Source organism: Bradyrhizobium agreste (assembly GCF_016031625.1).
GTDB lineage: Bacteria > Pseudomonadota > Alphaproteobacteria > Rhizobiales > Xanthobacteraceae > Bradyrhizobium > Bradyrhizobium agreste.
Map to the genome: position 1 here is coordinate 1 of NZ_JACCHP010000009.1, position 22,708 is coordinate 22,708.

Sequence of the window (22,708 nt, forward strand, 5' to 3'; positions counted from 1 at the left end):
GCGCCTCGCCACCCTGGGCTGGCGTGCGCCGTCCCCGGGCTGACGGCCCCGACCAGACGCCCGCTCCCCCGCCGGAAGGACGCTGCCCCCACCCAGGCCAAAGCTCCGCCCGTCGTCGGACGGGGGCCTTTAGGGCCCGGCGTTCAGGAAACTTTTTCCATTTTTGGCGCCGTACTTGAGCCACAATCCCGCGGCGTTCTGATAAGAGACAAGCTTGAATCGCGGGGATGCCTGTGGGGGCTGCCGGCGATTTTCATGGGGTCAGAGGAAGGCGATCTTGCAAATGACGCGACCTTCCTTCGGCATTCGAAAGACATCGAGAGAGCTTTACCCGTCCAGCTGTTCGTAATTTCGGCCGGCTCCATCAAGGGGCTTTCTGGGCGCGGACGGCTGTGCGGCTTGCCTTTTCCGGCGATCCCCGTTCAAGAGGGCAGCCCGGGGACAGGTTCGAGAACGGGCATCTTGGGTCGTTGAATTGGGGGACTTGGGTTGAACCACAGGACGTCACGCGGCGCTTACGGGCGTGAGACCGGGATCATCGATCTCGGCCACGAGCCGCCGCTGTCCGTCGATGGTTCTGAAGCCGCCGTGATCGACCGCCGCCGCGTCTCGGTGCAATGGTTCAGCGGGACAATTTTGACCGGACTCTGCGGCGCAGCCCTGATCGGCGGCGCCGTTTTCGCGTCGCTCGACGGCGAGATGACCTTCGCCAAGGTGCCGGAGCGGGTCGAAGGCGCGCTGCGCGGAGCATTCGGCGCCGGCGATCGTGCCGCCACGCTGCACAAGAGTGACCGCCTGCCGCCGCCGAGCGAATCCACGGCCTCGCGCAACGTGATGCGCGTTTCGACGGTTGCCCGCGTCGGCAACCGCGACGTGATGCGGGTGCGTCCGTTCGTGCGCATCGCCGGCAATCTGTCGATGACGACGAGCGACCTGTCGGCGAAGATCCCGCCGTTCAACGCCCAGCGCCTGCTGACCGACGTCGGCTCCGACCAGAAGACGGCGTCCGACGATCCCAACAATCCCGAAGCCGTCGAGCCCGACGCGGAAGTGTCCTTCGTCACCAAGGACCTGTCGCCGGTGCTGCCGAAGGCCAAGATTTCCGCCGTGGTGGCGCTCGACGACATCCTGATGCGGGTGCGCGATGCCGCCAATTGGCGCGGCAATGGCGGGGTGCGCTACGCCTCGCTCGCCAATGCGGCCGCCGACATTTCCGGCGCGACCGGTCCCTCCGACATCAGAACCGCCTACGCCGCCGAGGTCTCGCCGTCCGATCCCTATGCCGGCTTCGAGACGCGCGTGGTGCCGGAAAACGTCACGCTGCTGCCCAAGACCAAGGAGCAGATCACCGGCGGCAATCCCAACGGCGAACGCGTCCACATGGTCAAGAAGGGCGACAGCGTCGCTTCGGTGCTGCGCGATCTCGGCGCCAATGCCGACGAGATCAAGGCGATTACCGCGACGCTCGGACCGCGCGGCCGCGAAGGGGGCCTGAAGGAAGGCGAGAAGCTCCGCATCCTGATGGCGCCCGCAAGCCCCGGCGCCCGCCTGCAGCCCTATCGCGTCGTGGTTGCAAACGACACCATGGTGGAAGCGATCGCGGCGCTCTCCGACCTCGGCAAATACGTCGCCGTCGACGTCTCCAGCATGAACACCGTCGCCGACACGGCAGCCAACGCCAGCAGCGACGATGACGACGACGATGACGGCTCCGGCGTGCGGCTCTACCAGAGCATCTACGAGACTGCGATGCGCAACAAGGTCCCGATGCCCGTCATCGAGGACATGATCAAGATCTACTCCTACGACGTCGACTTCCAGCGCAAGGTGCAGCCCGGCGATTCCTTCGACGTGTTCTACGCGGGCGAGGACGAGGGCGTGACCTCGAGCGAAAAGAACGAGGTGCTGTTCGCTTCGCTCACCGTCGGCGGCGAGACCAAGAAATATTATCGCTACCAGAGCCCCGACGACGGCCTCGTCGACTATTACGACGAGACCGGCAAGAGCGCGAAGAAGTTCCTGGTCAGAAAGCCCGTCAACAGCGCCATCATGCGCTCCGGCTTCGGCGGCCGCCGCCACCCGATCCTCGGCTTCGTGAAGATGCACACCGGCGTCGACTGGTCCACCAGCTACGGCACGCCGATCTTCGCCTCCGGCAACGGCGTGATCGAGAAGGCGGGCCCCGAGGGCGGTTACGGCAAGTACATCCGCATCAAGCACGCCAACGGCTACGAGACCGCCTACGGCCACATGTCGGCCTTCGCCAAGGGCATGGAGGTCGGCAAGAAGGTGCGGCAGGGCCAGGTGATCGGCTTCGTCGGCTCCTCGGGCCTTTCGACCGGCCCGCACGTCCATTACGAGATCCTGGTCAACGGCCGCTTCGTCGATCCGATGCGCGTGAAGCTGCCGCGCGGCCGGTCGCTGGAAGGCCCGATGCTCGCAAGCTTCGAGAAGGAGCGCGACCGGCTCGAAGGCATGATGAGCGGCCGCGGCGGCGCCATCGCCCGCATGTCGGACGCCACCGGCGGGCCGCTGCAGGTCACCAACCGGTAAGCCGGCAGCCCGAAGGCCGGCATTTTCAAACAGGGTTTCAAACAAGAGCGCTGCGAAGCGAGGCCGCTTCGCGGCGTCACAACGTCAAGTTTCGTTTGCCAAAGCCGCAGGACGGGCGAATACTTTCCAAAAAAGGGAGGTCACGCCATGACGAGCAGGCTCGCCTGCGCAGCCCTTTTTGCTGCGCTGTTCTCCACAACGAGCGCATCGGCCGATGGCTGGGAGGTCACGAGGCTGGTGCCGGGCTCGGCGTTCCACGGCGTGCACGGGCTCGGTGTCGACAAGGCCGGCCATTTGTTTGCCGGCAGCGTCGCGGGCGCCGCGCTCTATGAGGTCGACATTGCCGGCGGCAGCGCCAAGGTCGCGATCCCGGCACCGGTCGGGATGGCCGACGACATCGCGTTCGCACCCGACGGCACCATGGCCTGGACCGGCTTCCTGGCCGGCGATCTCTATGCGCGCAAGGGCGACGGACCGATCAAGAAGCTCGCGTCCGGGCTTCCCGGCATCAACTCGCTCGCCTTCCGCAAGGACGGCAGGCTCTACGCCACCACTGTTTTTCTCGGCGATGCGCTCTACGAGATCGACGTCGAGGGCGTCAAACCGCCCCGCCAGATCATGGAGAAGATGGGCGGCCTCAACGGCTTCGAGTTCGGTCCCGACGACAAGCTCTATGGTCCGCTCTGGTTCAAGGGCCAGGTCGCAAGGGTCGACGTCGACAAGGCCGAGCTGACCGTGGTCGCCGACGGCTTCAAGGTCCCGGCGGCCGCGAACTTCGATTCCAAGGGCAACCTCTTCGTGGTCGACACCGCGCTCGGCCAGCTGGTCCGGGTCGATCCGAAATCGGGCGCGAAGACCGTGGTCGCGCAGCTGAAGCCGTCGCTGGACAATCTCGCCATCGACGACAAGGACCGCATCTACGTCTCCAACATGGCCGACAACGGCATCCAGGAGGTCGATCCCGCGACCGGCCAGGCCAGGCAGATCATCATCGGCAAGCTCGCTTTGCCCGGCGGCATCGACGTCACCTCGGAGAACGGCAAAGATACGATCCATGTTGCCGACCTGTTCGCCTATCGCACGGTGGACGGGGCGACCGGCGAGGTCACCGAGAGGGCGCGCATGCACGCCGCAGGGACGACGCTGGAATATCCGATGAGCGCGACCGCGAAGGGCAACGACGTGGTCCTGTCGAGCTGGTTCACCGGCACCGTGCAGGTGATCGACGGCAAGACCGGCGCGACGCGCGACATGCTGCACGACTTCAAGGCGCCGCATGACGCGGTCGTGCTCGCGGACGGCAGCATCCTGGTGGCCGAGCTCGGCACCAAGTCACTGGTCAAGGTGAGCGGCGAGCACGGCAAGGATCGCACCACGCTGATCGGCGCGCTCGAAGGCCCGGTCGGGCTCGTTCGCGGGAAAACCGACGAGGTCTACGTCACCGAGGCGTTTGCGGGTCTCGTTTCCAGGATCGACAGCAACGGCGAAAAGACCGTGATCGCCAAGGAGCTGAAGATGCCGGAAGGCATCGCGCGCACAAGCGACGGCAAGCTGATCGTCGCCGAAGTCGGCGCCAAGCGGCTGATCGAGATCGTGCCGGAAACCGGAGAGGTCACCGAGATCGCCGCCAATCTCCCCATCGGCCTGACCGGCGCACCCGGCGGCTTGCCTACGCATATCCCGACCGGCGTCGCCGTCGGCGCGAGCGGCGCGATTTACGTCAGCTCGGATGTCGAGAATGCGATTTACAAGGTGGTGAAGAAGTAGTGCCGGCCAGCGAAATCCGGGGGAACCGGTTCGGCGGTTCCCCGGTTAGATCCGGACGGGACCGACCAGCAGGAGGATCGCCCCATGACGCGCCTCTCACGCGACGATGTCATCAAGGCCGTGGATCGCGCCGACGACGTCACCATTGCCCAGATCATCGGAACCGGCGCGACCGCCGAGGAGCTCGCCGAAGCCCAGGCCTGGCTCGCCAACGACGAGCCGATGATCAACGACCTGCGCCCGCTGGCACAGGGCCGGGTGCGCGAGCTGGTGGATATTTTGTCGGAGCTGGAGGAGGAGGAGGAAGGCATTGAGCCGGGGCCGGCTGCCACGGGAGGGTGATGATGGCGGCTCAGAGAGGCGATAGCTCTCCAAGAGCAGATGTCTCATCGGCACCGAGCGCGCTTAGACGGCGCTTGCAAGCGGCCTGCAGGTACGGGTGGGCAGCAGTCGTGAAGCGGCCTTAATAGAAAGCACAACTGCCGGATGCATCAGATATTCATCTGCAGCATGAAGTGTTGATCTGACGGATCGATCCGGCCTGCCGAATCTTTGTCTTTACAGTTTGAGTCTGGGTTGTTTGGCTCAAATTCCCTCCGATCACTTTGATCTCTCCGGGCGAAACATCGACCACCAGATTTGTATGCGAGCGAAAAAACGTATCAGGCAACAGAGCTTCCAAATCTGCTCGATTCTTTACGTTGGCGGTTCGTGAAAATCCGACTAACAGCGCCACTTCGTTTTTGTCGAGGTATACAATTGACGCATTCATCCTATTGGCAATTCGACTGGACAGCCCGAACAGAATTGTATCGGGAATGGCCCGCGGAGATTGGAAACTGGGTAGGCCCGGCACCAGCGCTGGTTATGATAGAGGAAATGAAGGCCGCCGACCAAGCCTCTGCGGAAACGTCGGTGATATCCGGACGCCCAACCAGCTTAAAGTATTCAAGGGCCCGGCTCCGGAGCGGTTCCTGCGTTTCGAGGACAACCGCCCCGTTCTTTCGCGCGAACTTCCATTTCGCTAAGCGCGACATCGATGGCCTTTGTAACAATCGGACGATTGCCAGGACTCCGCACTGACTGCCGATTTGCGACGGAGCTGTCATCACGACGAGCGCACGCGCCAAAGCGCGAACTACTACGTCGTTGACCGGATCGCCGGGGGTAAAGGGAGATCAGTCGTTTTCGCTCGCCGCCCTGGCTGCCCTCAGGTGCGCATCGCCGAAAATGATCTCGATGGAAAAGTGACCCGTATCCTTGTCGGTCCAGTTCTCACCACCGCTTATTCCCCAACGGCGCTCCAGCTTTCTGAGTACCTCGCGGTGGCTGTCTATCCATTGGCGCACATCGTGAGCAACAACATCGCGGTCAGTCTGAGCCCAGTCGATCGCAAGTCCACGCGGATGTTGCGATCGATTGTTGGGTCGTTCTCCGAAGCAACCAAGGTCACGGACCGGCGCCTCCCGCTCGATGAGGTCATTGAAGAAGCCGAGGAACTGCCCTGCGACCAACTTGTTGGTGTCTATCTTCTTTCCATTGCTGAACGTGATGGTCTGGTGTTCGCTCGCCGGAGAGATCGGCGTACCTGCCGGCACGTTGAATTTGCCTCCAACAGGTCCGCTGCCTACCGTGTCGCCATCCATGTACTCGGGAGGCTCCCCGTGAGCCGATATCGGCCCTGATGCTCCAACGGGGAGTGCAATGGATTCCCCTCCGTGCAGCTTCTTCGCTGGCACCTTAAACGGGCCTTCAAGAAAATAGCTTTCCGGATGATTTGGAATTGCCGTAGGAAGATCTCCACCTCTCGTGCCTTTTGCGTATTGTTGTGTGGATACCGGCGGGGAAGCGTTGCCGGTCGCAATGAAGCCAAGCAAGGCTTCCGACCTGTTCGAGCCCGCTACAAGGGCGGGGAGATAGTTCTTCAGGAAGTCCTCGAACTCTGCAGCGGTTACGGGACGCGAATAGGTCCCGTGCGCGCCGCCCTGATAATAGCCGTGGTCAATGTTGTCCGCTTTTGACCACAAAGCCCGGGCAAGCGAGTGGTCACGCGCCTGGGCTCGATTGAACGCCGTTTCAGCCTGAACGAATTTGGTGTCCGTCGGAGCGCCCCAGCCGACCTCGCCCTTGACCATGTCGGCCAGTTTCCTGACCAGGGCCGTGTTTTTGAGTTCACTAAGGAACTGCCTGCGGTCCATGCCATTGGCTATCCCTGTGACGGTTTGCGTACCGCTGAATTCTTCGCCACCCGAAAGTGGATCGTTCGGCCCGGCGGGAACACCATCGCCAAAGAGATTTGGCTCGATCTCGTGAGCAAACCTGCGAACCTCGTCAAAACCCGCGGCCATCTTGGCCGCGCATCTTTCCAGAACCTGTTTGATGGTGGCCGACCCGGTGGCGTTGAAGATACTCTTGTTGAGCTTGAAGAACGCAGTCGCTGCGTCGGCATTCGGAAAAATTGCCCCGAGGACGGCGTTTGCCTTCTGGGTATTATCGATGTTGTTGGCCTGAAAAACCCTCGCCGACGCAACCGCTCCGAAACCATCGGTGCCGGCGAAAAGGTGAGCAAGGAAAAGATCGACTGAGTTCAAACCTCGATCGGTGATCGTAGCCGTGAGCAGATCCGCTGCCTTTACGGCGACAATCGCTGCCACGATGCATTGAACGGCCGGAAATTTGATCTGGTCAGTGCGAATGCCCGTCGCTTCAGGCGTGGCTATCAGAGTTGCCCAAGTCTCCTTCGTGAAACGATACACGCCAATGGCCGGGGCATCGGCGGGATCATCGGTCTTGACATCCGTGGCGGTCCATTGATCACCGCTCAACACGAAAGCCAGGGCATAGAGATACGCCACATTTGTTCCAAGTGCCGTGGCTTGCTGATAACAAATACTGGCAAAGTCTTCCCTGCTGACTTGTGTGGTGAACGGATTGAAGGCCTCCACGACTTCAACACCGGCGCCCTCGTCGACCAGAAACCTTGCGTTGACAAAGCCTTTTCGCTTGTCGACATCCGGGGGACCCATGGCCTCAACGAAAATCCACGTAACTGAGTGGTCATCAACCTGCTCGACCACAGAGGCCTGTGCACCCGTCTTGACCTTCTCTCCGCCAAAAATCAGAAGCGGAACCTCACCTACCTCGACCAGGCTCGAAGCGCCCCGCGGCTCCTTGCGAAGTGGAGTGGTTATATCACCCTTCATTAACGTCTCGGGCATGTTCGATTCCTGAGGTTAGACCAGGGGTATGAAAACGGCTTCATGCAGCAGTGCACTTGGCCAGAATCTCTTTGTAAGAATTGTTGTCGAGCGTATTCGGAATGGCTTCGATCGGGGTGGCACTCAAAGCCGGGATCGCTTTCTTTTTCGCGGCCTGGATTGCTGATCGGGTCAGCGGATCGATTTTGCCCGAGAATTTGTCCTTCAGATCAGGAAAGGCGCAGGGTGCGAGCAGTTTTTGCAGCGACACTATTCCGGCTCCAGTCGGGAAGGCAAACTTCTCGAATGCGTTGCTGTACCCGCGGTCCGTGCCCGTCTTATCGAGGGTGCAGTCCCCCGCAAGACGGATTGCTGTAGCTTCAAGCTGGCTCTTGATCTGGTCGTCGGTATTGTCGAACAGTCGTTCGCCCGGGCCGCTTTGTGCGGACCCGAGTTTGGCCTGCTTGATAGCGGCTCTCGTCCTGTCGTCGAAGCTTGTCGATTTTGAAACACACAGGTTCGCCTGGATTTCTCCACCGACGGATACGACCATGTTCTGTTCGAAGCTGTTCTTGCCACCCGACATGTTACTTTCTCGCGGCAGAGGATTATTCTTGGCGACGCCCCCCAGCGGGTCTGTTGGGCTTTTGGGAATCGCATTGAGCAACGCGCCGGCCACCATCGACCTTCGGATTTGATCGGCATTCCCCTTGTCGGCCGGCGTGTTGCCCGCGACGCTGTCGCGCGTCCGCTGGTTGACCAAGTCTTCGATATAGAATGGCGTACAGATCAACATGTATTCACGCAACACGTGCACGGCATCGGGTTGATATGCGATATACCCCTTGAACGTCTCGCGATATTGCAGGCGTTTCTCACGGACCAGAACCGAGACCGTTGATTTCTCGATCTCGAAAAGCAACCGCGAGTAGTAGTTTGTGAAGGAATTGCTCGCCAGGCCGAATGCCAAACCTGCGATGGCTATAGGCGCAGCGCCGACACCGGTTGTATACAACAACGCTTCGGTGAAAGTTCTCGTGTCGTGAATCTGGCTCAAGATGGCATTTCGGTCACGACGCCGACTAGCGAGCCAAGCGAGATAACTGTCGCAGCGACGATCGATATCGTTGAAACCCGCACTCACCAAAGCTGTCCAGTAGGCGCCGCCATACCGACTCGCATCGCAGGAGATGCGGCCATCAGGAGTCTCGGTCCTGAACCCTCCGGCCTGCTCACACAAATAAGAGAGATAGGCCTCCAGTCGGCGGGTTGATTCCGCCATATCTTCCACCGGCAGCTCAGTGCCAATGCCCACCTGGATCAGCTTCTCTTCGAGAGCCGAACTGCATCCCACCAGCAACAGCGCCAACCCCACGCATGCAAAAATTGCGCTTTTGCCTCGCATCAAACGGCTGCCTATCATTTGAATGCCCCTGGACACGCTAGTCTCGTTCTCTCAGTCTTTTCCTGATGGTGCATCGGCCGGCCGCTCCGGCCCGTCATGCTCGCCAGCAGCCGCGTTCAAATTCGAGGCGACGATCGCAAAGGCGCGTTGCACATCGTCGACCACGTCGCGCCGTCGGGTATTAATGTTGCGAACCAGGACCCGCCAACGCGCGTATTCGCCGGCGTCGGCGCTTTCGCGCCAGAAGCGCAGAATGAAAACCTGATCCGAGAGCGGCTGTTGTGAGCTCATGGGCCGAGCGTCGCATGGCGCGAACTCGTGAAGATCGTGCGATCGTTTCGGGATGGTTGCCGTCTGGTCACAGCGGCTTGCGGCGAGAATTCCGCAGCGATCGCGCCGCGATCACGGCAGAATCACGACGCGGCCGGGCGAGGCGGAGCCTGCCCGGCCATGGCCATGCCAAGCCCTGGTCAGGTTTGCGATATCAGTCGAATTCGGAACTGCGGCGTCTAGTTTGCAGCACGCCGCCTGTCGTCGCGGCTCATCAGCCCTACGCGCAGATGCTGGGCGTCATCGGCGTTGTGCAGATTCCTGATCTGTTCAATGATCGCACGCGTCGCTGGAAGCGGAGAAATTCCCAATTCCTGCTGGATCACGGCGATCCAGTGATCGTAGTACCTGATGGCGTCGATACGCCTCTCGTCGAGTGCAAGCAACGTCAGGAGATGCCGAACCAGTTCCTCGCGATAGGGATCAAAGCGCAGCGCGTGACGGGCGAGCAGGATCGCATCATGATAATGGCCACAAAGCCCCAGATGACGAACGATGGTCATCGCCGACTGCACAAAAAGGGAATGCAATCGCTCGCGCTCCTCCAATATCCAATCGGCATCTTCGCCGTCCAGGAATGGCCCCTCGTAGCGGTATAGGACGGCGAGGACCTGCTTCATCCAGGAGGGATCCACAGGCGCCTCAGCGGCGCTGAGAGCCGCCTGCGCCGCTTCAAGCAGAGCCCAGGTGTCGACGTCCAGCCAAGACGTCCTCTCGAGAATAGTCTCCGAGCCGACGGTCCTGAGGCCATAGCCCTCCCTGTACTCCGGTGCTGACGCGAGCAGCTTTCGCAAGCGCCAGATCGCAGAGTTCACGGCTCGGCGTCCCCTGTCCGTATCGAGCTCCGGCCAAAACAGGTCGATAAGTCGCTCGCGACGATGCGGGCGGTCCGGAAAGGTGAAAAGGAAGCCGGCCAATCTCCGTCCTGCTGGACCGAGATCCAACCAAATCTGCTCGTTACCGCGCGCAACCCGGCTGGCCCCCAGCAAACTAACGGTCAACACCGCCGCCCCTCCACGCAAAACACAACAAAAACTGCCTGTGCGTTCAGTCATCGCAGCTCGAAATTGCGAGCTCAGTCTAAAATTGTCTGCTCAAAGACTCGCGTGAAATCCTTGAGTCCTTGGCCGCGGGAGTGCCGCGTCGACCGAGATGAAATTATGACAACAGAGCTTATGGTTGTTCAACATCAATTTACATCCAGAGCGGATAACCGCAGTGCGTGTGGCTTTTAAACGACACAACACTACGCAATACCCGGCCCCTTGAAAAAGCAAGGCCCTCTCCGCGCCAGCGGAGAGGGCCTTGCAATATCCGAATGCCCGATCCAGGCTCAGTTCAGCTTCCGCTTCGGCACCGGCGCCTCGAACTGGGTGATCTCCGCGGTTTGCGGCGCCTTGCCGTTGAAGGTCAGCACGTTGCCTTCGGACGAGATCGCGACATTGTCGCCATCCCTGACGTCGCCGGAGAGGATCATCTCGGCGAGCGGGTCCTGGAGGTAGCGCTGGATCACCCGCTTCAGCGGCCTTGCGCCGTAGGCGGGATCCCAGCCCTTGGCAGCTAACCAGTCGCGGCCGGCGGCATCGAGGCTCAGCACGATCTTGCGATCGGTCAGGAGCTTCTGCAGGCGCGCGAACTGGATCTCGACGATGCGGCCCATCTCGCTCTTCTGCAGCCGGTGGAACAGGATGATCTCGTCAACGCGGTTGAGGAATTCGGGACGGAAATGCGCCCGCACCATTCCCATCACCTGATCGCGCACGGCCGAGGTGTCCTCGCCCTCCGGCTGGTTCACAAGATATTCCGAACCGAGGTTGGAGGTCATGATGATCAGCGTGTTGCGGAAGTCGACGGTGCGACCCTGGCCGTCGGTCAGGCGGCCGTCGTCGAGCACCTGCAACAGGACGTTGAAGACATCAGGATGCGCCTTCTCGATTTCGTCGAACAGCACGACCTGGTAGGGCCGGCGCCGCACCGCCTCGGTGAGCGCACCGCCCTCGTCATAGCCGACATAGCCCGGAGGCGCGCCGATCAGCCGCGAGACCGAATGCTTCTCCATGTACTCGGACATGTCGAGGCGGACCATCGCCGTCTCGTCGTTGAACAGGTACTCCGCGAGAGCCTTGGTCAGCTCGGTCTTGCCGACGCCGGTGGGCCCTAGGAACATGAACGAACCGGTGGGGCGGTTCGGGTCCTGCAGGCCCGCGCGCGAGCGGCGCACGGCGGTCGCGACCGCACGCACCGCCTCGGCCTGGCCGACGACGCGCTTGCCGAGCTGCTCCTCCATCTTCAGGAGCTTCTCCTTCTCGCCTTCCAGCATCTTGTCGACGGGCACGCCGGTCCAGCGCGAGACCACCTGCGCGATGTGGTTGGCGGTAACAGCCTCCTCCATCATCTCGCCGGCATTCTCCTTGGCCTCGATCTCCGCGAGCTGCTTCTCGAGCTGCGGGATCCGTCCATAGGCGAGCTCGCCGGCCTTCTGGAATTCGCCGCGGCGCTGCGCGTTGGCGAGCTCGACACGCAGGCCGTCGAGCTCGGCCTTCAGCTTCTGGGCGTCGGAGAGCTTGCTCTTCTCCGCGCTCCAGCGCGCGGTTAGCGACGCTGACTTCTCCTCGAGCTCGGCGAGATCCTTCTCCAGGGTCTGGAGCCGCGACTTGGAGCCGACATCGCTTTCCTTTTTCAGCGCCTCCTGCTCGATCTTGAGCCGGATGATCTCACGGTCGAGCGAATCCAGCTCTTCCGGCTTGGAATCGACCTGCATCTTCAGCCGCGCCGCGGCCTCGTCCATGAGGTCGATCGCCTTGTCGGGCAGGAAGCGGTCGGTGATGTAGCGATTGGACAAGGTCGCGGAGGCAACGAGCGCGGAATCGGTGATGCGCACGCCATGATGCTGCTCATACTTGTCCTTCAAGCCGCGCAGGATCGAGATGGTGTCCTCGACCGAGGGCTCGCTGACGAAGATCGGCTGGAAGCGCCGCGCCAGCGCGGCGTCCTTCTCGACGTGCTTCTGATACTCGTCGAGCGTGGTCGCGCCGATGCAGTGCAGCTCGCCGCGGGCGAGCGCCGGCTTGAGCAGATTGGAGGCGTCCATCGCGCCGTCGCCCTTGCCGGCGCCGATCAGCGTGTGCATCTCGTCGATGAACAGGATGAAGGTGCCTTCGCTGCCGGTCACCTCCTGCAGCACGGCCTTCAGCCGCTCCTCGAACTCGCCGCGATACTTCGCGCCTGCGATCAGCGCACCGAGGTCGAGCGCGAGCAGCTTCTTGTCCTTCAGGCTGTCCGGCACGTCACCATTGACGATGCGCAGCGCGAGGCCTTCGGCGATGGCGGTCTTGCCGACGCCGGGCTCGCCGATCAGGACGGGATTGTTCTTGGTCCGGCGCGACAGCACCTGGATGGTGCGGCGGATCTCCTCGTCGCGGCCGATGACCGGATCGAGCTTGCCGTCCCGCGCGGCCTGGGTCAGGTCGCGGGCATATTTCTTCAGGGCGTCATAGGCGTTCTCGGCGGTCGCAGTATCGGCCGTGCGGCCCTTGCGCAGCGCCTCGATCGCCGCGTTGAGGTTTTGCGGGGTGACGCCGCCCTTGGCGAGGATGGTGCCGGCCTCGCTGGTCTTCTCCAGCGTGAGCCCGAGCAAAAGCCGCTCGACCGTGACGAAGCTGTCGCCGGCCTTCTCGCCGGCCTTTTCGGCGGCATCAAAAGTGCGGGCCAGCTCGGGCGCGAGATAGATCTGCCCGGCACCGCCGCCGGAAACCTTCGGCACCTTGTTGAGAGCGTCTTCGGTCGCCTTCAGAATTGCACGGGAATTGCCGCCGGCGCGGTCGATCAGACCAGCAGCGAGCCCCTCATTGTCGTCCAGGAGAACTTTCAGGACGTGCAGGGTGGAAAACTGCTGATGCCCCTCGCGCATCGCGAGCGACTGCGCTGACTGGATGAAGCCCCTGGAGCGTTCGGTATACTTCTCGATGTTCATCTTTTCTGTCCCTCGGCCTGCCCTTGGGGCCCTCTTAAGGCACCCCAATACGGCATCTTCATTGGGTTTCCGTTGACCGCATTGAGGTTTCTCAAGCAGCAAACGGCGGTCTCTTGCCGACGTTGTCGCCGGCCCGAGGCAGATGTGGGAAGCGGGTTACCGATGCGAAAGAGGCAACTTCACAATTTCGTGCGCGCGTCGGCGGGCTTGGCGCTGGCGGGCCGAATCCCTTAAGTAGCGGCATGACAGCCAGCCATACCGCCGAGATCACCGGCCTCTACCGCTATCCCGTCAAGGGCCTGACGCCGGAACGCCTGTCGCGCGCCGCTTTGCGGGTCGGCCAGACGCTACCGGCCGACCGCCGCTACGCCATTGAGAACGGCCCGAGCGGCTTCAACCCCGAAGCCCCCGAATGGAAGCCGAAAATCCAATTCCTGATGCTGGCGCGCAATGAGCGGCTGGCTGCGCTCGACAGCCGGTTCGACGACGCCACCAACCTGCTGACCATTCGCAAGGGCGGCCAGATCGTCGCCAGCGGCGATCTCGAGACTGCCGCGGGGCGCGCCGCCATCGAGGCCTATTTCCGCGAAAACTTCCAGCCCGAGTTGAAGGGCCCGCCCAAAATTCTGTCCGGCCGCGACCACAGCTTTTCCGACGTCGCCCGCAAGGTCGTCTCCATCATCAATCTTGGCAGCGTCCGCGCCATCGAGACCATGCTCGGCGGCGTCGCCGTGCATCCGCTGCGCTTCCGCGCCAATCTCTACGTCAAGGGCTGGCCGGCCTGGTCGGAGCTCGACCTCGTCGGCCAGACGCTCGCGATCGGGCAGGCCCGGCTGAAGGTGATCAAGCGCATCGTCCGCTGCCCGGCCACCAATGTCGACCCCGAGACCGCCAAGCGCGATCTCGAAATTCCGCCCACGCTCTCGCGCCACCTCGGCCACATGGAGTGCGGCATCTATGCCGAGGTGATCGCCGACGGTGACGTCGGCGTCGGGGATGTGGTGGCAGTGGAAGAGCCGAAACTGGTGTGAGCCCTCGCTCGTCGTCCCGGATCTGCGCTGACGCTTGTCCGGGACGACAATCTCACATGACGCGAGGGTCCGCCCACTCCACGCATCGTCAGCTCAGTTCGGCCTCACATACGCATAGATCTTGCCGCGCGAGACCGGGGCTTCGCGGACGCGGTTGCCGTTGTTGCCGGAGATCATGATCGGATTACCCTGCGCATCGATGCCGGTGATGATGCCGACATGACCGCCGCGGCCGCCGCGCGACATCACGGCGATGGCGCCGACCTGCGGACCGGAGATGCGCGTGCCGTAGCGCGCGAACGAGCTCGCCATGTCGGAGCCGGTGCCCCGATGGCCGGTATGCTCCAGCACCATGTTCATGAAGCGCGCGCACCACAGGCTGCCGCGGCCGGTCGGATTGCCGCCGATATAGCGGCGCGCCTCGGAAACGAGGCCCGATCCGCCGCCGAAGCCGTCGCTTGCGGCCATGGCGTTGCCAGCCATGCCGCCATTGTTGACGTTGGGATCGAAGCTCGCCTGGGTGTCGGCGAAACCGCTCGCCTGCAATTGCGCCGTGCTGCGCTCGAAGCGCGAGCCTCTCGCATGATGGCGGTGATGATGATGCCTGGCGTGGTGCACATAAGCGTGCCGCTCTGCGCTATGGCGATGATGCGGCCGGGCCGCGGCCGGAGAAACGAACGCGGCGACCGCCGCGAAGAGAAGCGCCAGCGCGACAACACGACGCGACAGGCGATACGCAAACAACTCAACCATTCTTTCATCCCTAGTTGACACCCTCTCTTCCCGCCGGCCCGTGCAATGGCCGACATGCGTTTGGCCGTTAAGCCGCCCGATGTGGCGAGAAAAAGACGCGACGCCTTGCGAATAGCTGCGATGATCTTGTGTTCGTGCTGGGCTGCGGCTGCCGCATTGCCGACAACAGAATTAACTGCGATCCTCGAGCACGGCCTGAAACAGAGGGAAACGGTTAATGCCCCACGCCACGACCCGGGACGGCATCCGCATCTATTTCGAGGAGGCGGGCCAGGGAACGCCGATACTTTTTCTGCATGAGTTCGCGGCCGACTACACCAATTGGGAGCCGCAGATGCGCTACTTCTCGCGTGGCCATCGCTGCATCACCTATTCGGCGCGCGGTTACACGCCGTCGGACGTGCCCGAGGGCGAGGTCTACACCTACACGCATTTCTACACCGATGCGCTTGCGGTGCTCGATCATCTCAAGATCGAGCGCGCGCATCTCGTCGGGCTGTCGATGGGCGCCTATTCCGCGCTGCAGATCGGGCTCAACGCGCCGCAGCGCGCGCTGTCGATGACGCTGGCCGGCGTCGGCTCCGGCTCGGAGCTCGAGACCCTCGACGATTGGCGCAAGCAGTGCCGCGCCAATGCCGAGCAGTTCGAGACGCTGGGGTCCGCCGAGGTCGCGAAAGTCACGCGCGAGGCGCCGAGCCGGATTCCGTTCCTGGTGAAGGACCCGCGCGGGCACGCCGATTTCTACGCCGCGCTGGCGCGGCACGATGCCAGGGGATCGGCGCGCACCATGCGCGGATTCCAGGGCGGCCGTCCCTCGATCTACACGATGACGGACGCGATCAGAGCCGCCGCAACACCCGCGCTGATCATCTGCGGCGACGAGGACGATCCCTGCATCGGGCCGAGCCTGTTCCTGAAAAAGCACCTGCCCGCGGCGGGGCTCGCGATGTTTCCGAAGTCCGGCCACGTGCTCAATCTGGAGGAGCCCGCGCTATTCAACGAGAGCGTCGAGCGGTTCGTCACGCTGGTGGAAGCGGGGCGCTGGCCGGTGCGCGATCCGAGGTCGGTGGCTCCACACTAGCCGTCATTCCGGGATGCGCCGGAGGCGCAGGCCCGGAATCCATCGGGCTGCAGGCGCTGTCCGACGATGGATTCCGGGCTCGATGCTTCGCATCGCCCCGGAATGACGCAGAGAGGCTATGTCCCCCCGCCCCTGCTGAGCAGAAACACACCCTGCTCGCCGAACATGTTCCACACCCACCAAGGCAGGTTCAGCGGCACCGGGCGGCCGTAGAGATCGAGCGCGACCGAGCGCTCCATCTTGACGTTGATCTCGTCGCAGAGCTGCACGAAATCCTTGATGGTGCAGAAATGGATGTTGGCGGTATCGTACCAGGTCGCCGGCAGATTCTCCGTGCGCGGCATGTGGCCGCCGATCAGGAGCTGGAGCCGCATCTTCCAGAAGCCGAAATTCGGGAACGAGACGATGGCGCGGCGGCCGATGCGCAGCAAATTCTCCAGCACGACCTTCGGCTGCCGCGTCGCCTGCAGCGTCTGCGACAGGATCACGTAGTCGAAGGCATCGTCGGGATAGTTGACGAGATCGGTGTCGGCATCGCCCTGCACCACCGCAAGCCCCTTGGCGACGCAGCGGTTGACGCCCTCGCGCGACAATTCGATGCCGCGACCGTCGATGCCGCGGGTCTCCAACAGCTGAAGCAGATCGCCGTCGCCGCAGCCGACGTCGAGCACCTTCGAGCCCGGCTTGACCATTTCGGCAACCAGCAGATGATCGGCGCGAAACTGGCCGGACGGCGCGGTCGCAACGCCGTTCAGCGGCAGCACTTCCTGGACGGACATCGCTAGCGGTCCTCGAGGCTGAGCCCGCGGGCCTTGCCTGCCGATTGCAGGAAGGCGCGGGAGATATCGAAAAATTCGGGCACGTCGAGCAGGAAGGCGTCATGGCCGCGATCGGTCTCGATCTCGGCGAACGACACCCGCGCGCTCGAAGCGTTCAGCGCGTGCACCAGCGCGCGCGATTCCGAGGTCGGGAACAGCCAGTCGCTGGTGAAGGAGACCACGCAGAAGCGGGTCCTGATGCCGGCGAAGGCCTTGGCCAGCACGCCGCCGTGATCGGCGGCGATGTCGAAATAGTCCATCGCCCGCGTCAGATAGAGATAGGAATTGGCGTCGAAGCGCTCGACGAAGGACGAGCCCTGGTAACGCAGATAGGATTCGACCTGGAAGTCGGCGTCGAACGAGAAGGTCGGCAGCTCGCGGTCCTGCATGCGCCGGCCGAACTTGCGATGCAGCGCCGCGTCCGAGAGATAGGTGATGTGCGCCGCCATCCGCGCCACCGCGAGCCCGCGATGCGGATGGATGCCGCGATCGGCATAGCCGCCACCGTGCCAGTCGGGGTCAGCCATCACGGCCTGGCGGCCGAGCTCGTGAAAGGCGATGTTCTGCGCCGAGTGCCGCGTCGCGCAGGCAATCGCGAGCGCAGAGAACACGCGCTCCGGATAGGCCGCGGTCCATTGCAGGACCTGCATGCCGCCCATCGAGCCGCCGACGACGGCAAACAGCGTGTCGATGCCGAGCCGGTCGATCAGCATCGCCTGCGCGCGCACCATGTCCGGAATGGTGATGACGGGGAAATCGAGGCCCCAGACCTTGCCGGTGGCGGGATTGATCGACGCCGGCCCGGTCGAGCCCATGCAGCCGCCGATCACGTTGGAGCAGATGATGAAGTAGTGCTTGGGGTCGATGGGACGGCCGGGCCCGACCAGCGTTTCCCACCAGCCGGGCTTGCCGGTGACGGGATGCACGTTGGCAACGTGCTGATCGCCGGTCAGTGCATGGCAGATCAGCACCGCATTGGAGCGATCGGCATTGAGCTCGCCATAGGTCTGGTAGGCGATCTGGAACGGGGAGAGATCGATGCCGCAGTCGAGCCGCAGCGGCTGCTCAGGTCCGAAATGCGCAACCAGCGAGCTTGGATGGTCCACCTCGTGCGACCGCTCGTCGGCGCTGATCGCGGGACTCGGTATCGGCTTGACGCTACCCATCTCGGACATCGACCTCGTTTGCGACTGGCTGCTCGACCGCGCCGCTGACATCAGGCCATGAAAAACCCGGCCTGAACGATAGGTTCGGCCGGGATCGGAAGCGTCCCCGGCCTGTTTAGCGAGTTTTTTAACGTGGCTGCAAGCCGGCCGGCTCAAATGACCACGGAACGGGCAAAAGCTACCGTCTTGGGCGGTTTTCGTCAAGTCGCGGCCCGGATCGGCCCAATTCGTCTCTCTCGCGTCGACCGCAAAGGACGTCATTTCTCTTTGCTTTCGCCGCCACGACTGCCTAATCAGGACGTCACCCATCGGAACGATCGACGACCAGACATGTCCCAACGTCCGCCCGCGCCACCATCGTTGCAGGAACTGCGCAAGGAGATCGACGCGATCGACGAGGGCATGCATCGCCTGCTCATGCAGCGCGGCGACATCATCGATCGCCTGATCCAGGTGAAGCAGACCCAGGAGGTCGGCTCGGCATTCCGGCCCGCGCGCGAGGCTTCCATGATGCGCGAGATCGTGCAACGTCATCGCGGCATCCTGCCGCTCGACACGGTCGAGAGCATCTGGCGCGTCATCATCTCGACGTTCACCTATGTGCAGGCGCCGTTCTCCGTGCACGCCGACGTCTCGGTGAGCGAGCCGGCGATGCGCGATTCCGCGCGCTTCCATTTCGGCTTCACTGTGCCTTACGTCGCCCATTTCAGCGCGCAGGCCGCGGTCGAGGCGGTGGCGAAATCCAAGGGTGACCTGGCGCTGGTCTCGGCGACCTCGAGCCGCACGCCATGGTGGCTGGAGCTGGAGGCAGAAGGCGCACCGAAGATCATCGCGCGGATGCCCTTCATCGAGCGCGCCGACCATCCCGCCGCACTGCCGGTATTCGCGATCTCGCGCGTCGCCGACAGCGCCCTGGTGACGGAGGTTGAGACCTTCAGCGTGCGCGTCTCCGGATGGAACGCCGAGGTCGCTCGCGCGCTGTCGCCCCTCGCCGAGATCGTGGCGGTGCCCGATACCGCCTTCGACGGCGCAGCGCTGCTGGTCTCGGTCACCGGCGCGACCAGCATCGACAAGATCAGGGCTGCCCTGATCGAGGCGGGGGCCTCGGTGCGCTCCGTGGCCCTCGTCGGCAGCCACGCAACGCGCTATACGGTGCCCCCGACCGGGCCGAAATCGTAAATCGCGAAAAGCCTAGCCTATCCGGAGTCCAAGATGTCCCGCCCCGTGCCGAATCCCGGCATTCTCGATATTGCGCCCTACACGCCCGGCAAGAGCCCCGTGCCGGAGCCGGGCCGCAAGGTGTTCAAGCTCTCGGCCAACGAGACGCCGTTCGGGCCCTCGCCCAAGGCGATCGAGGCGTTCAAGCGCGTGGCAGATCATCTGGAGGACTATCCGGAAGGCACCTCGCGCGTGCTGCGCGAGGCGATCGGCCGCTCGTTCGGGCTCGATCCCAACCGCATCATCTGCGGCGCCGGCTCGGACGAGATCCTCAATCTTTTGGCGCACACTTATCTCAGCCACGGCGACGAGGCGATCTCGACCACGCATGGCTTCCTGGTCTACCCGATCGCGACCATGGCGAACGGGGCCAAGAACGTGGTCGCGCCCGAAACCAACTTCACCGCCGACGTCGACGCCATCCTCAAGGCCGTGACACCGCGGACGAAGCTGGTCTGGCTCGCCAATCCCAACAACCCGACCGGCACCTATCTGCCGTTCGACGAGGTCAAGCGGCTACGCGCCGGCCTGCCCTCGCACGTGCTCTTGGTGCTCGACGCCGCCTATTGCGACTACGTCTCGCGCAACGACTATGAGATGGGAATCGAACTCGTCGCCACCACCGAGAACACGGTGGTGACGCACACCTTCTCCAAGATCCACGGCCTCGCCGCGCTGCGCATCGGCTGGATGTTCGGCCCCGAGCACATCATCGACGCCGTCAACCGCATCCGCGGCCCCTTCAACGTGTCGACGCCGGCGATGTACGCCGCGGTTGCCGCGATCGAGGACACCGCGCATCAGGCGATGTCGAAGCAGTTCACCGAAACCTGGCGCAACAGGCTCACCGAGGAAATCGGCAAGCTCGGGCTGAAGGTGACGCCGAGCGTCGCCAATTTCGTGCTGATCCACTTCCCGACCGACAAGGGCAAGACCGCCGACGACGCCGACGCTTTCCTGACCAAGCGGGGACTCGTGCTGCGCGCACTGAAGAATTACGGCCTGCCGCATGCGCTGCGCATGACCATCGGCACCGAGGAGGCCAACCGCCTCGTCGTCGAAGGCTTGCGCGACTTCATGGGCGGCAAATGAGTGCGCAGGGACACTTCCAGCGCGTTGCGCTGATCGGCTTCGGCCTGATCGGTGGCTCGATCGCCCGCGCTGCGAAGCTCCAAGATCTCGCGGGCGAGATCGTCACCACTGCGCGCTCGGAAAAGACGCGCGCACGCGTCGCCGAGCTCGGCATCGTCGATCAGGTCGTGGCGACCAATGCGGAGGCGGTGAAGGATGCCGATCTCGTCATCCTCTGCATTCCCGTCGGCGCCTGCGGACCCGTGGCGCAGGAGATCGCGCCGCATCTCAAGCCGGGCGCGATCGTCTCCGACGTCGGCTCGGTCAAGGGCGCGGTGGTCAGGGACATGGCCCCGCATCTGCCGGGCGGCATTCATTTCGTGCCGGCGCATCCGGTGGCAGGCACCGAGCATTCCGGCCCGGATTCCGGCTTTGCCGAGCTCTTCATCAACCGCTGGTGCATCCTGACCCCACCCGACGGCACCGACGCAGCGGCGACCGACCGCCTGCGCGCGTTCTGGGCCGCGATGGGCGCCAAGGTCGAGGTGATGACGCCGGATCACCATGATCTCGTGCTCGCCATCACCAGCCACCTGCCGCATCTGATCGCCTACACCATCGTCGGCACCGCCGACGAGCTGGCGCAGGTGACGGAATCCGAGGTGATCAAATTCTCCGCCGGCGGCTTTCGCGATTTCACCCGTATCGCCGCCTCCGATCCGACGATGTGGCGCGACGTCTTCCTCGCCAACAAGGAGGCGGTGCTGGAGATGCTCGGCACCTTCACCGAGGATCTCGCCAAGCTCACCCGCGCGATCCGCCGCGGCGATGGGGAGGCGCTGTTCGATCACTTCACCCGCACCCGCGCCATCCGCCGCGGCATCGTCGAGATCGGCCAGGATTCCGCCGCGCCCGATTTCGGCCGGCCGCATGCGGCGCTGAAGAAGCCGTGAGCCTGTCATTCCGGGGCGCCCGAAGGGCGAGCCCGGAATCCATCAGGCCACAGCGCACGCGGTGAAATGGATTCCGGGTTCGATGCTACGCATCGCCCTGGAATGACGAGAGAGTCTTCAATACAGCGGCGGGATCTGCCCGACCTTAACGGGGCCGAGCAGCACGGCGCCGTCGACGAATTTCAGCGGGAAGCTCCGCGCCTTCTTGCCTTCGAGCGTGCTCTCGGTGCCGATTGAATTGATGCCGGCGGCAACGCCGGCATTGGCGTTCTGCTTGATGACCTTGCCGAGGCCGGGCACCGCGCGGTCGAGCGCGCCGAACAGATTGTTGAGGTCCTGCGACTTCACGCCGGGCGCGAGACGATCGAGCGTTGCCTGCGGCACGCCCTCCTCCAGCATCTTTTCGATGCCGAGCGCCGGGATTACGCGCTCGAGGCCGGTCACCGTCATCTGCAATTCGCCGTCGAGCCGGCCGTTGGGCGACAGGCCGAGCGTGCCGGCGGCAACCGCGATCATCTCGCCCTGCTGAATCCGCGACTGCACGATCTCGATGTGACCGCCGGCGGCCTGGATCTCGCGGAAGCGCTGCGGCCAGGGCTTTGGCGTGAGGTCGGAGAGGCCGGTGATCTTGGCGCGGGTGTCCGCCTCGAACGGCTCGGCGAGCAGCGGATGCACGCCCTGGATGCTGCCCTGCGCGACATGGAGCACGGTCTCGATGACGGGATGATCGGCTGATGATCCGTCGGCGAGCCGACCGTGGAGTTCGACCTGCCTGGCGCGCGCAAGCGGCACCTGCACGCTGCCATCGAGACGGTTGAGGCTGGGCTCATCGAACACGATGGAGGCGCGGTCCGGCACCGCCGGCAGGCCCGCCACACTGGCGCGGCCCTTGCTCCAATTCACGGTGAAGGTGTTTTGCGTGACACCGTCGATCAGCGTCGCAGGCGCGGAGAATTCGGCGATGATGCGCTTGGGGTCGTAGACCTGGGCTACGACCAGGATGTTGTCGAGCTTGGCCGTGAACGGCGTCTTGCTCGCATTCTGCGAGACCAGGGCGACGCTGGCGCCGGAGCATTGGACCTCGAAGCGGAACGGGAAGCCGGCAATCGAGCGCTTGGCACAATCATAGATGCGGCCGGCCTTGGCTTCCTGCGCCCGCCAGGCGTCGGCGGCGATTTCGGCCTGCGACGCCGCATAGAACCAGAAGCAGCTCCAGGCGACGGCAAGGACCAGGAGGAGAACGGGGGCGATGAAGAGGCCCCAGCGGGAGCGGCGGCCTGTGGCAACGGTCATATTGGACATGCGGCGACCCTTTGACGCCAGATTCAGGCAAATGTAAGCGGAGCCGGCCTGCGACGAAAGGCGCAGAAATCGCTTCGCTTGGGCGCAGGG

18 protein-coding genes and 1 riboswitch are annotated in these 22,708 nt (G+C 63.5%); of the genes, 8 read left to right on the forward strand and 10 right to left on the reverse strand.

Features of this window, described 5'->3' with window-relative positions:
• Positions 1-489 precede the first annotated feature (489 nt).
• The 3 genes from HZZ13_RS14870 to HZZ13_RS14880 all read left to right on the forward strand — a co-directional run bounded on the left by HZZ13_RS14870 (position 490) and on the right by HZZ13_RS14880 (position 4,662).
• Entirely contained in the window at positions 490-2,553 is a 2,064-nt protein-coding gene (locus HZZ13_RS14870) for a M23 family metallopeptidase (protein WP_197960319.1), read from the forward strand.
• Between the two features lie 147 nt (positions 2,554-2,700).
• Positions 2,701-4,320: an SMP-30/gluconolactonase/LRE family protein gene (locus HZZ13_RS14875; RefSeq protein WP_197960320.1), complete on the forward strand. Its 1,620-nt coding sequence runs from the start codon at positions 2,701-2,703 to the stop codon at positions 4,318-4,320.
• Between the two features lie 84 nt (positions 4,321-4,404).
• Entirely contained in the window at positions 4,405-4,662 is a 258-nt protein-coding gene (locus HZZ13_RS14880) for a hypothetical protein (RefSeq protein ID WP_197960321.1), read from the forward strand.
• 431 nt (positions 4,663-5,093) lie between these two features.
• Here HZZ13_RS14880 and HZZ13_RS37645 read toward each other — a convergent pair whose 3' ends face one another.
• The 6 genes from HZZ13_RS37645 to clpB form a co-directional block, all read right to left on the reverse strand.
• The gene (locus HZZ13_RS37645; RefSeq protein ID WP_376707047.1) at positions 5,094-5,429 is read right to left on the reverse strand and encodes a DUF2272 domain-containing protein; all 336 of its coding nucleotides are present in this window, start codon (positions 5,427-5,429) and stop codon (positions 5,094-5,096) included.
• A gap of 69 nt (positions 5,430-5,498) precedes the next feature.
• On the reverse strand, positions 5,499-7,538 hold the full coding sequence (locus HZZ13_RS14890; RefSeq protein ID WP_197960323.1) for a hypothetical protein: 2,040 nt from the start codon (positions 7,536-7,538) through the stop codon (positions 5,499-5,501).
• A 40-nt stretch (positions 7,539-7,578) separates the two neighbouring features.
• Positions 7,579-8,958 (reverse strand): hypothetical protein, encoded by a 1,380-nt coding sequence (locus HZZ13_RS14895; RefSeq protein ID WP_197960324.1) that lies wholly within the window; start codon positions 8,956-8,958, stop codon positions 7,579-7,581.
• Positions 8,959-8,973: 15 nt separating this feature from the next.
• Positions 8,974-9,213, reverse strand: a complete 240-nt coding sequence (locus HZZ13_RS14900) for a hypothetical protein (RefSeq protein ID WP_197960325.1) — start codon at positions 9,211-9,213, stop codon at positions 8,974-8,976.
• Positions 9,214-9,431: 218 nt separating this feature from the next.
• Positions 9,432-10,307 carry an AfsR/SARP family transcriptional regulator gene (locus tag HZZ13_RS14905; RefSeq protein WP_197960326.1) on the reverse strand — a complete coding sequence of 292 codons (876 nt, stop codon included), beginning with the start codon at positions 10,305-10,307 and terminating at the stop codon, positions 9,432-9,434.
• Positions 10,308-10,585: 278 nt separating this feature from the next.
• The gene (clpB, locus tag HZZ13_RS14910; RefSeq protein WP_197960327.1) at positions 10,586-13,225 is read right to left on the reverse strand and encodes an ATP-dependent chaperone ClpB; all 2,640 of its coding nucleotides are present in this window, start codon (positions 13,223-13,225) and stop codon (positions 10,586-10,588) included.
• Between the two features lie 242 nt (positions 13,226-13,467).
• On the opposite strand from clpB, the gene HZZ13_RS14915 reads away from it, so the two are divergent.
• On the forward strand, positions 13,468-14,256 hold the full coding sequence (locus tag HZZ13_RS14915) for an MOSC domain-containing protein (RefSeq protein ID WP_197960328.1): 789 nt from the start codon (positions 13,468-13,470) through the stop codon (positions 14,254-14,256).
• A gap of 93 nt (positions 14,257-14,349) precedes the next feature.
• Here HZZ13_RS14915 and HZZ13_RS14920 read toward each other — a convergent pair whose 3' ends face one another.
• Positions 14,350-15,009: a TIGR02594 family protein gene (locus tag HZZ13_RS14920; RefSeq protein ID WP_197960329.1), complete on the reverse strand. Its 660-nt coding sequence runs from the start codon at positions 15,007-15,009 to the stop codon at positions 14,350-14,352.
• Positions 15,010-15,226: 217 nt separating this feature from the next.
• Between HZZ13_RS14920 and HZZ13_RS14925 the strand changes: the two genes are divergently transcribed.
• A complete protein-coding gene (locus HZZ13_RS14925; protein ID WP_197960330.1) occupies positions 15,227-16,090 on the forward strand; it encodes an alpha/beta fold hydrolase in 864 nt (287 codons plus the stop codon).
• A gap of 116 nt (positions 16,091-16,206) precedes the next feature.
• On the opposite strand, the gene metW is transcribed toward HZZ13_RS14925, so the two are convergent.
• Both metW and metX read right to left on the reverse strand, forming a co-directional pair.
• Positions 16,207-16,869 (reverse strand): methionine biosynthesis protein MetW, encoded by a 663-nt coding sequence (metW, locus tag HZZ13_RS14930; RefSeq protein ID WP_197960331.1) that lies wholly within the window; start codon positions 16,867-16,869, stop codon positions 16,207-16,209.
• Positions 16,870-16,871: 2 nt separating this feature from the next.
• Positions 16,872-18,074 (reverse strand): homoserine O-acetyltransferase MetX, encoded by a 1,203-nt coding sequence (metX, locus tag HZZ13_RS14935; RefSeq protein ID WP_197960522.1) that lies wholly within the window; start codon positions 18,072-18,074, stop codon positions 16,872-16,874.
• A gap of 94 nt (positions 18,075-18,168) precedes the next feature.
• Positions 18,169-18,248: riboswitch (SAM riboswitch) on the reverse strand.
• A gap of 156 nt (positions 18,249-18,404) precedes the next feature.
• On the opposite strand from metX, the gene HZZ13_RS14940 reads away from it, so the two are divergent.
• Genes HZZ13_RS14940 through HZZ13_RS14950 form a run of 3 tightly spaced genes read left to right on the forward strand, consistent with a single transcriptional unit; the run spans position 18,405 to position 21,316 of the window.
• Positions 18,405-19,253: a chorismate mutase gene (locus HZZ13_RS14940; protein WP_197960332.1), complete on the forward strand. Its 849-nt coding sequence runs from the start codon at positions 18,405-18,407 to the stop codon at positions 19,251-19,253.
• A gap of 33 nt (positions 19,254-19,286) precedes the next feature.
• Positions 19,287-20,384 carry a histidinol-phosphate transaminase gene (hisC, locus tag HZZ13_RS14945; protein ID WP_197960333.1) on the forward strand — a complete coding sequence of 366 codons (1,098 nt, stop codon included), beginning with the start codon at positions 19,287-19,289 and terminating at the stop codon, positions 20,382-20,384.
• The gene (locus tag HZZ13_RS14950) at positions 20,381-21,316 is read left to right on the forward strand and encodes a prephenate/arogenate dehydrogenase family protein (protein WP_197960334.1); all 936 of its coding nucleotides are present in this window, start codon (positions 20,381-20,383) and stop codon (positions 21,314-21,316) included. The genes hisC and HZZ13_RS14950 overlap by 4 nt, the downstream gene beginning before the upstream one ends.
• A gap of 117 nt (positions 21,317-21,433) precedes the next feature.
• Here HZZ13_RS14950 and HZZ13_RS14955 read toward each other — a convergent pair whose 3' ends face one another.
• Positions 21,434-22,618, reverse strand: coding sequence for a DUF2125 domain-containing protein (locus tag HZZ13_RS14955; protein WP_197960335.1), 1,185 nt, complete (start codon positions 22,616-22,618; stop codon positions 21,434-21,436).
• Positions 22,619-22,708 lie beyond the last annotated feature (90 nt).

Coding starts and splice junctions, on each gene's coding strand:
- HZZ13_RS14875 (WP_197960320.1), top strand. CDS start 2,701: ATGACGAGCAGGCTCGCCTGCGCAGCCCTTTTTGCTGCGCTGTTCTCC.
- HZZ13_RS14880 (WP_197960321.1), top strand. CDS start 4,405: ATGACGCGCCTCTCACGCGACGATGTCATCAAGGCCGTGGATCGCGCC.
- HZZ13_RS37645 (WP_376707047.1), bottom strand. CDS start 5,429: ATGACAGCTCCGTCGCAAATCGGCAGTCAGTGCGGAGTCCTGGCAATC.
- HZZ13_RS14890 (WP_197960323.1), bottom strand. CDS start 7,538: ATGCCCGAGACGTTAATGAAGGGTGATATAACCACTCCACTTCGCAAG.
- HZZ13_RS14900 (WP_197960325.1), bottom strand. CDS start 9,213: ATGAGCTCACAACAGCCGCTCTCGGATCAGGTTTTCATTCTGCGCTTC.
- HZZ13_RS14905 (WP_197960326.1), bottom strand. CDS start 10,307: ATGACTGAACGCACAGGCAGTTTTTGTTGTGTTTTGCGTGGAGGGGCG.
- clpB (WP_197960327.1), bottom strand. CDS start 13,225: ATGAACATCGAGAAGTATACCGAACGCTCCAGGGGCTTCATCCAGTCA.
- HZZ13_RS14915 (WP_197960328.1), top strand. CDS start 13,468: ATGACAGCCAGCCATACCGCCGAGATCACCGGCCTCTACCGCTATCCC.
- HZZ13_RS14920 (WP_197960329.1), bottom strand. CDS start 15,009: ATGGTTGAGTTGTTTGCGTATCGCCTGTCGCGTCGTGTTGTCGCGCTG.
- HZZ13_RS14925 (WP_197960330.1), top strand. CDS start 15,227: ATGCCCCACGCCACGACCCGGGACGGCATCCGCATCTATTTCGAGGAG.
- metW (WP_197960331.1), bottom strand. CDS start 16,869: ATGTCCGTCCAGGAAGTGCTGCCGCTGAACGGCGTTGCGACCGCGCCG.
- metX (WP_197960522.1), bottom strand. CDS start 18,074: ATGGGTAGCGTCAAGCCGATACCGAGTCCCGCGATCAGCGCCGACGAG.
- HZZ13_RS14940 (WP_197960332.1), top strand. CDS start 18,405: ATGTCCCAACGTCCGCCCGCGCCACCATCGTTGCAGGAACTGCGCAAG.
- hisC (WP_197960333.1), top strand. CDS start 19,287: ATGTCCCGCCCCGTGCCGAATCCCGGCATTCTCGATATTGCGCCCTAC.
- HZZ13_RS14950 (WP_197960334.1), top strand. CDS start 20,381: ATGAGTGCGCAGGGACACTTCCAGCGCGTTGCGCTGATCGGCTTCGGC.
- HZZ13_RS14955 (WP_197960335.1), bottom strand. CDS start 22,618: ATGTCCAATATGACCGTTGCCACAGGCCGCCGCTCCCGCTGGGGCCTC.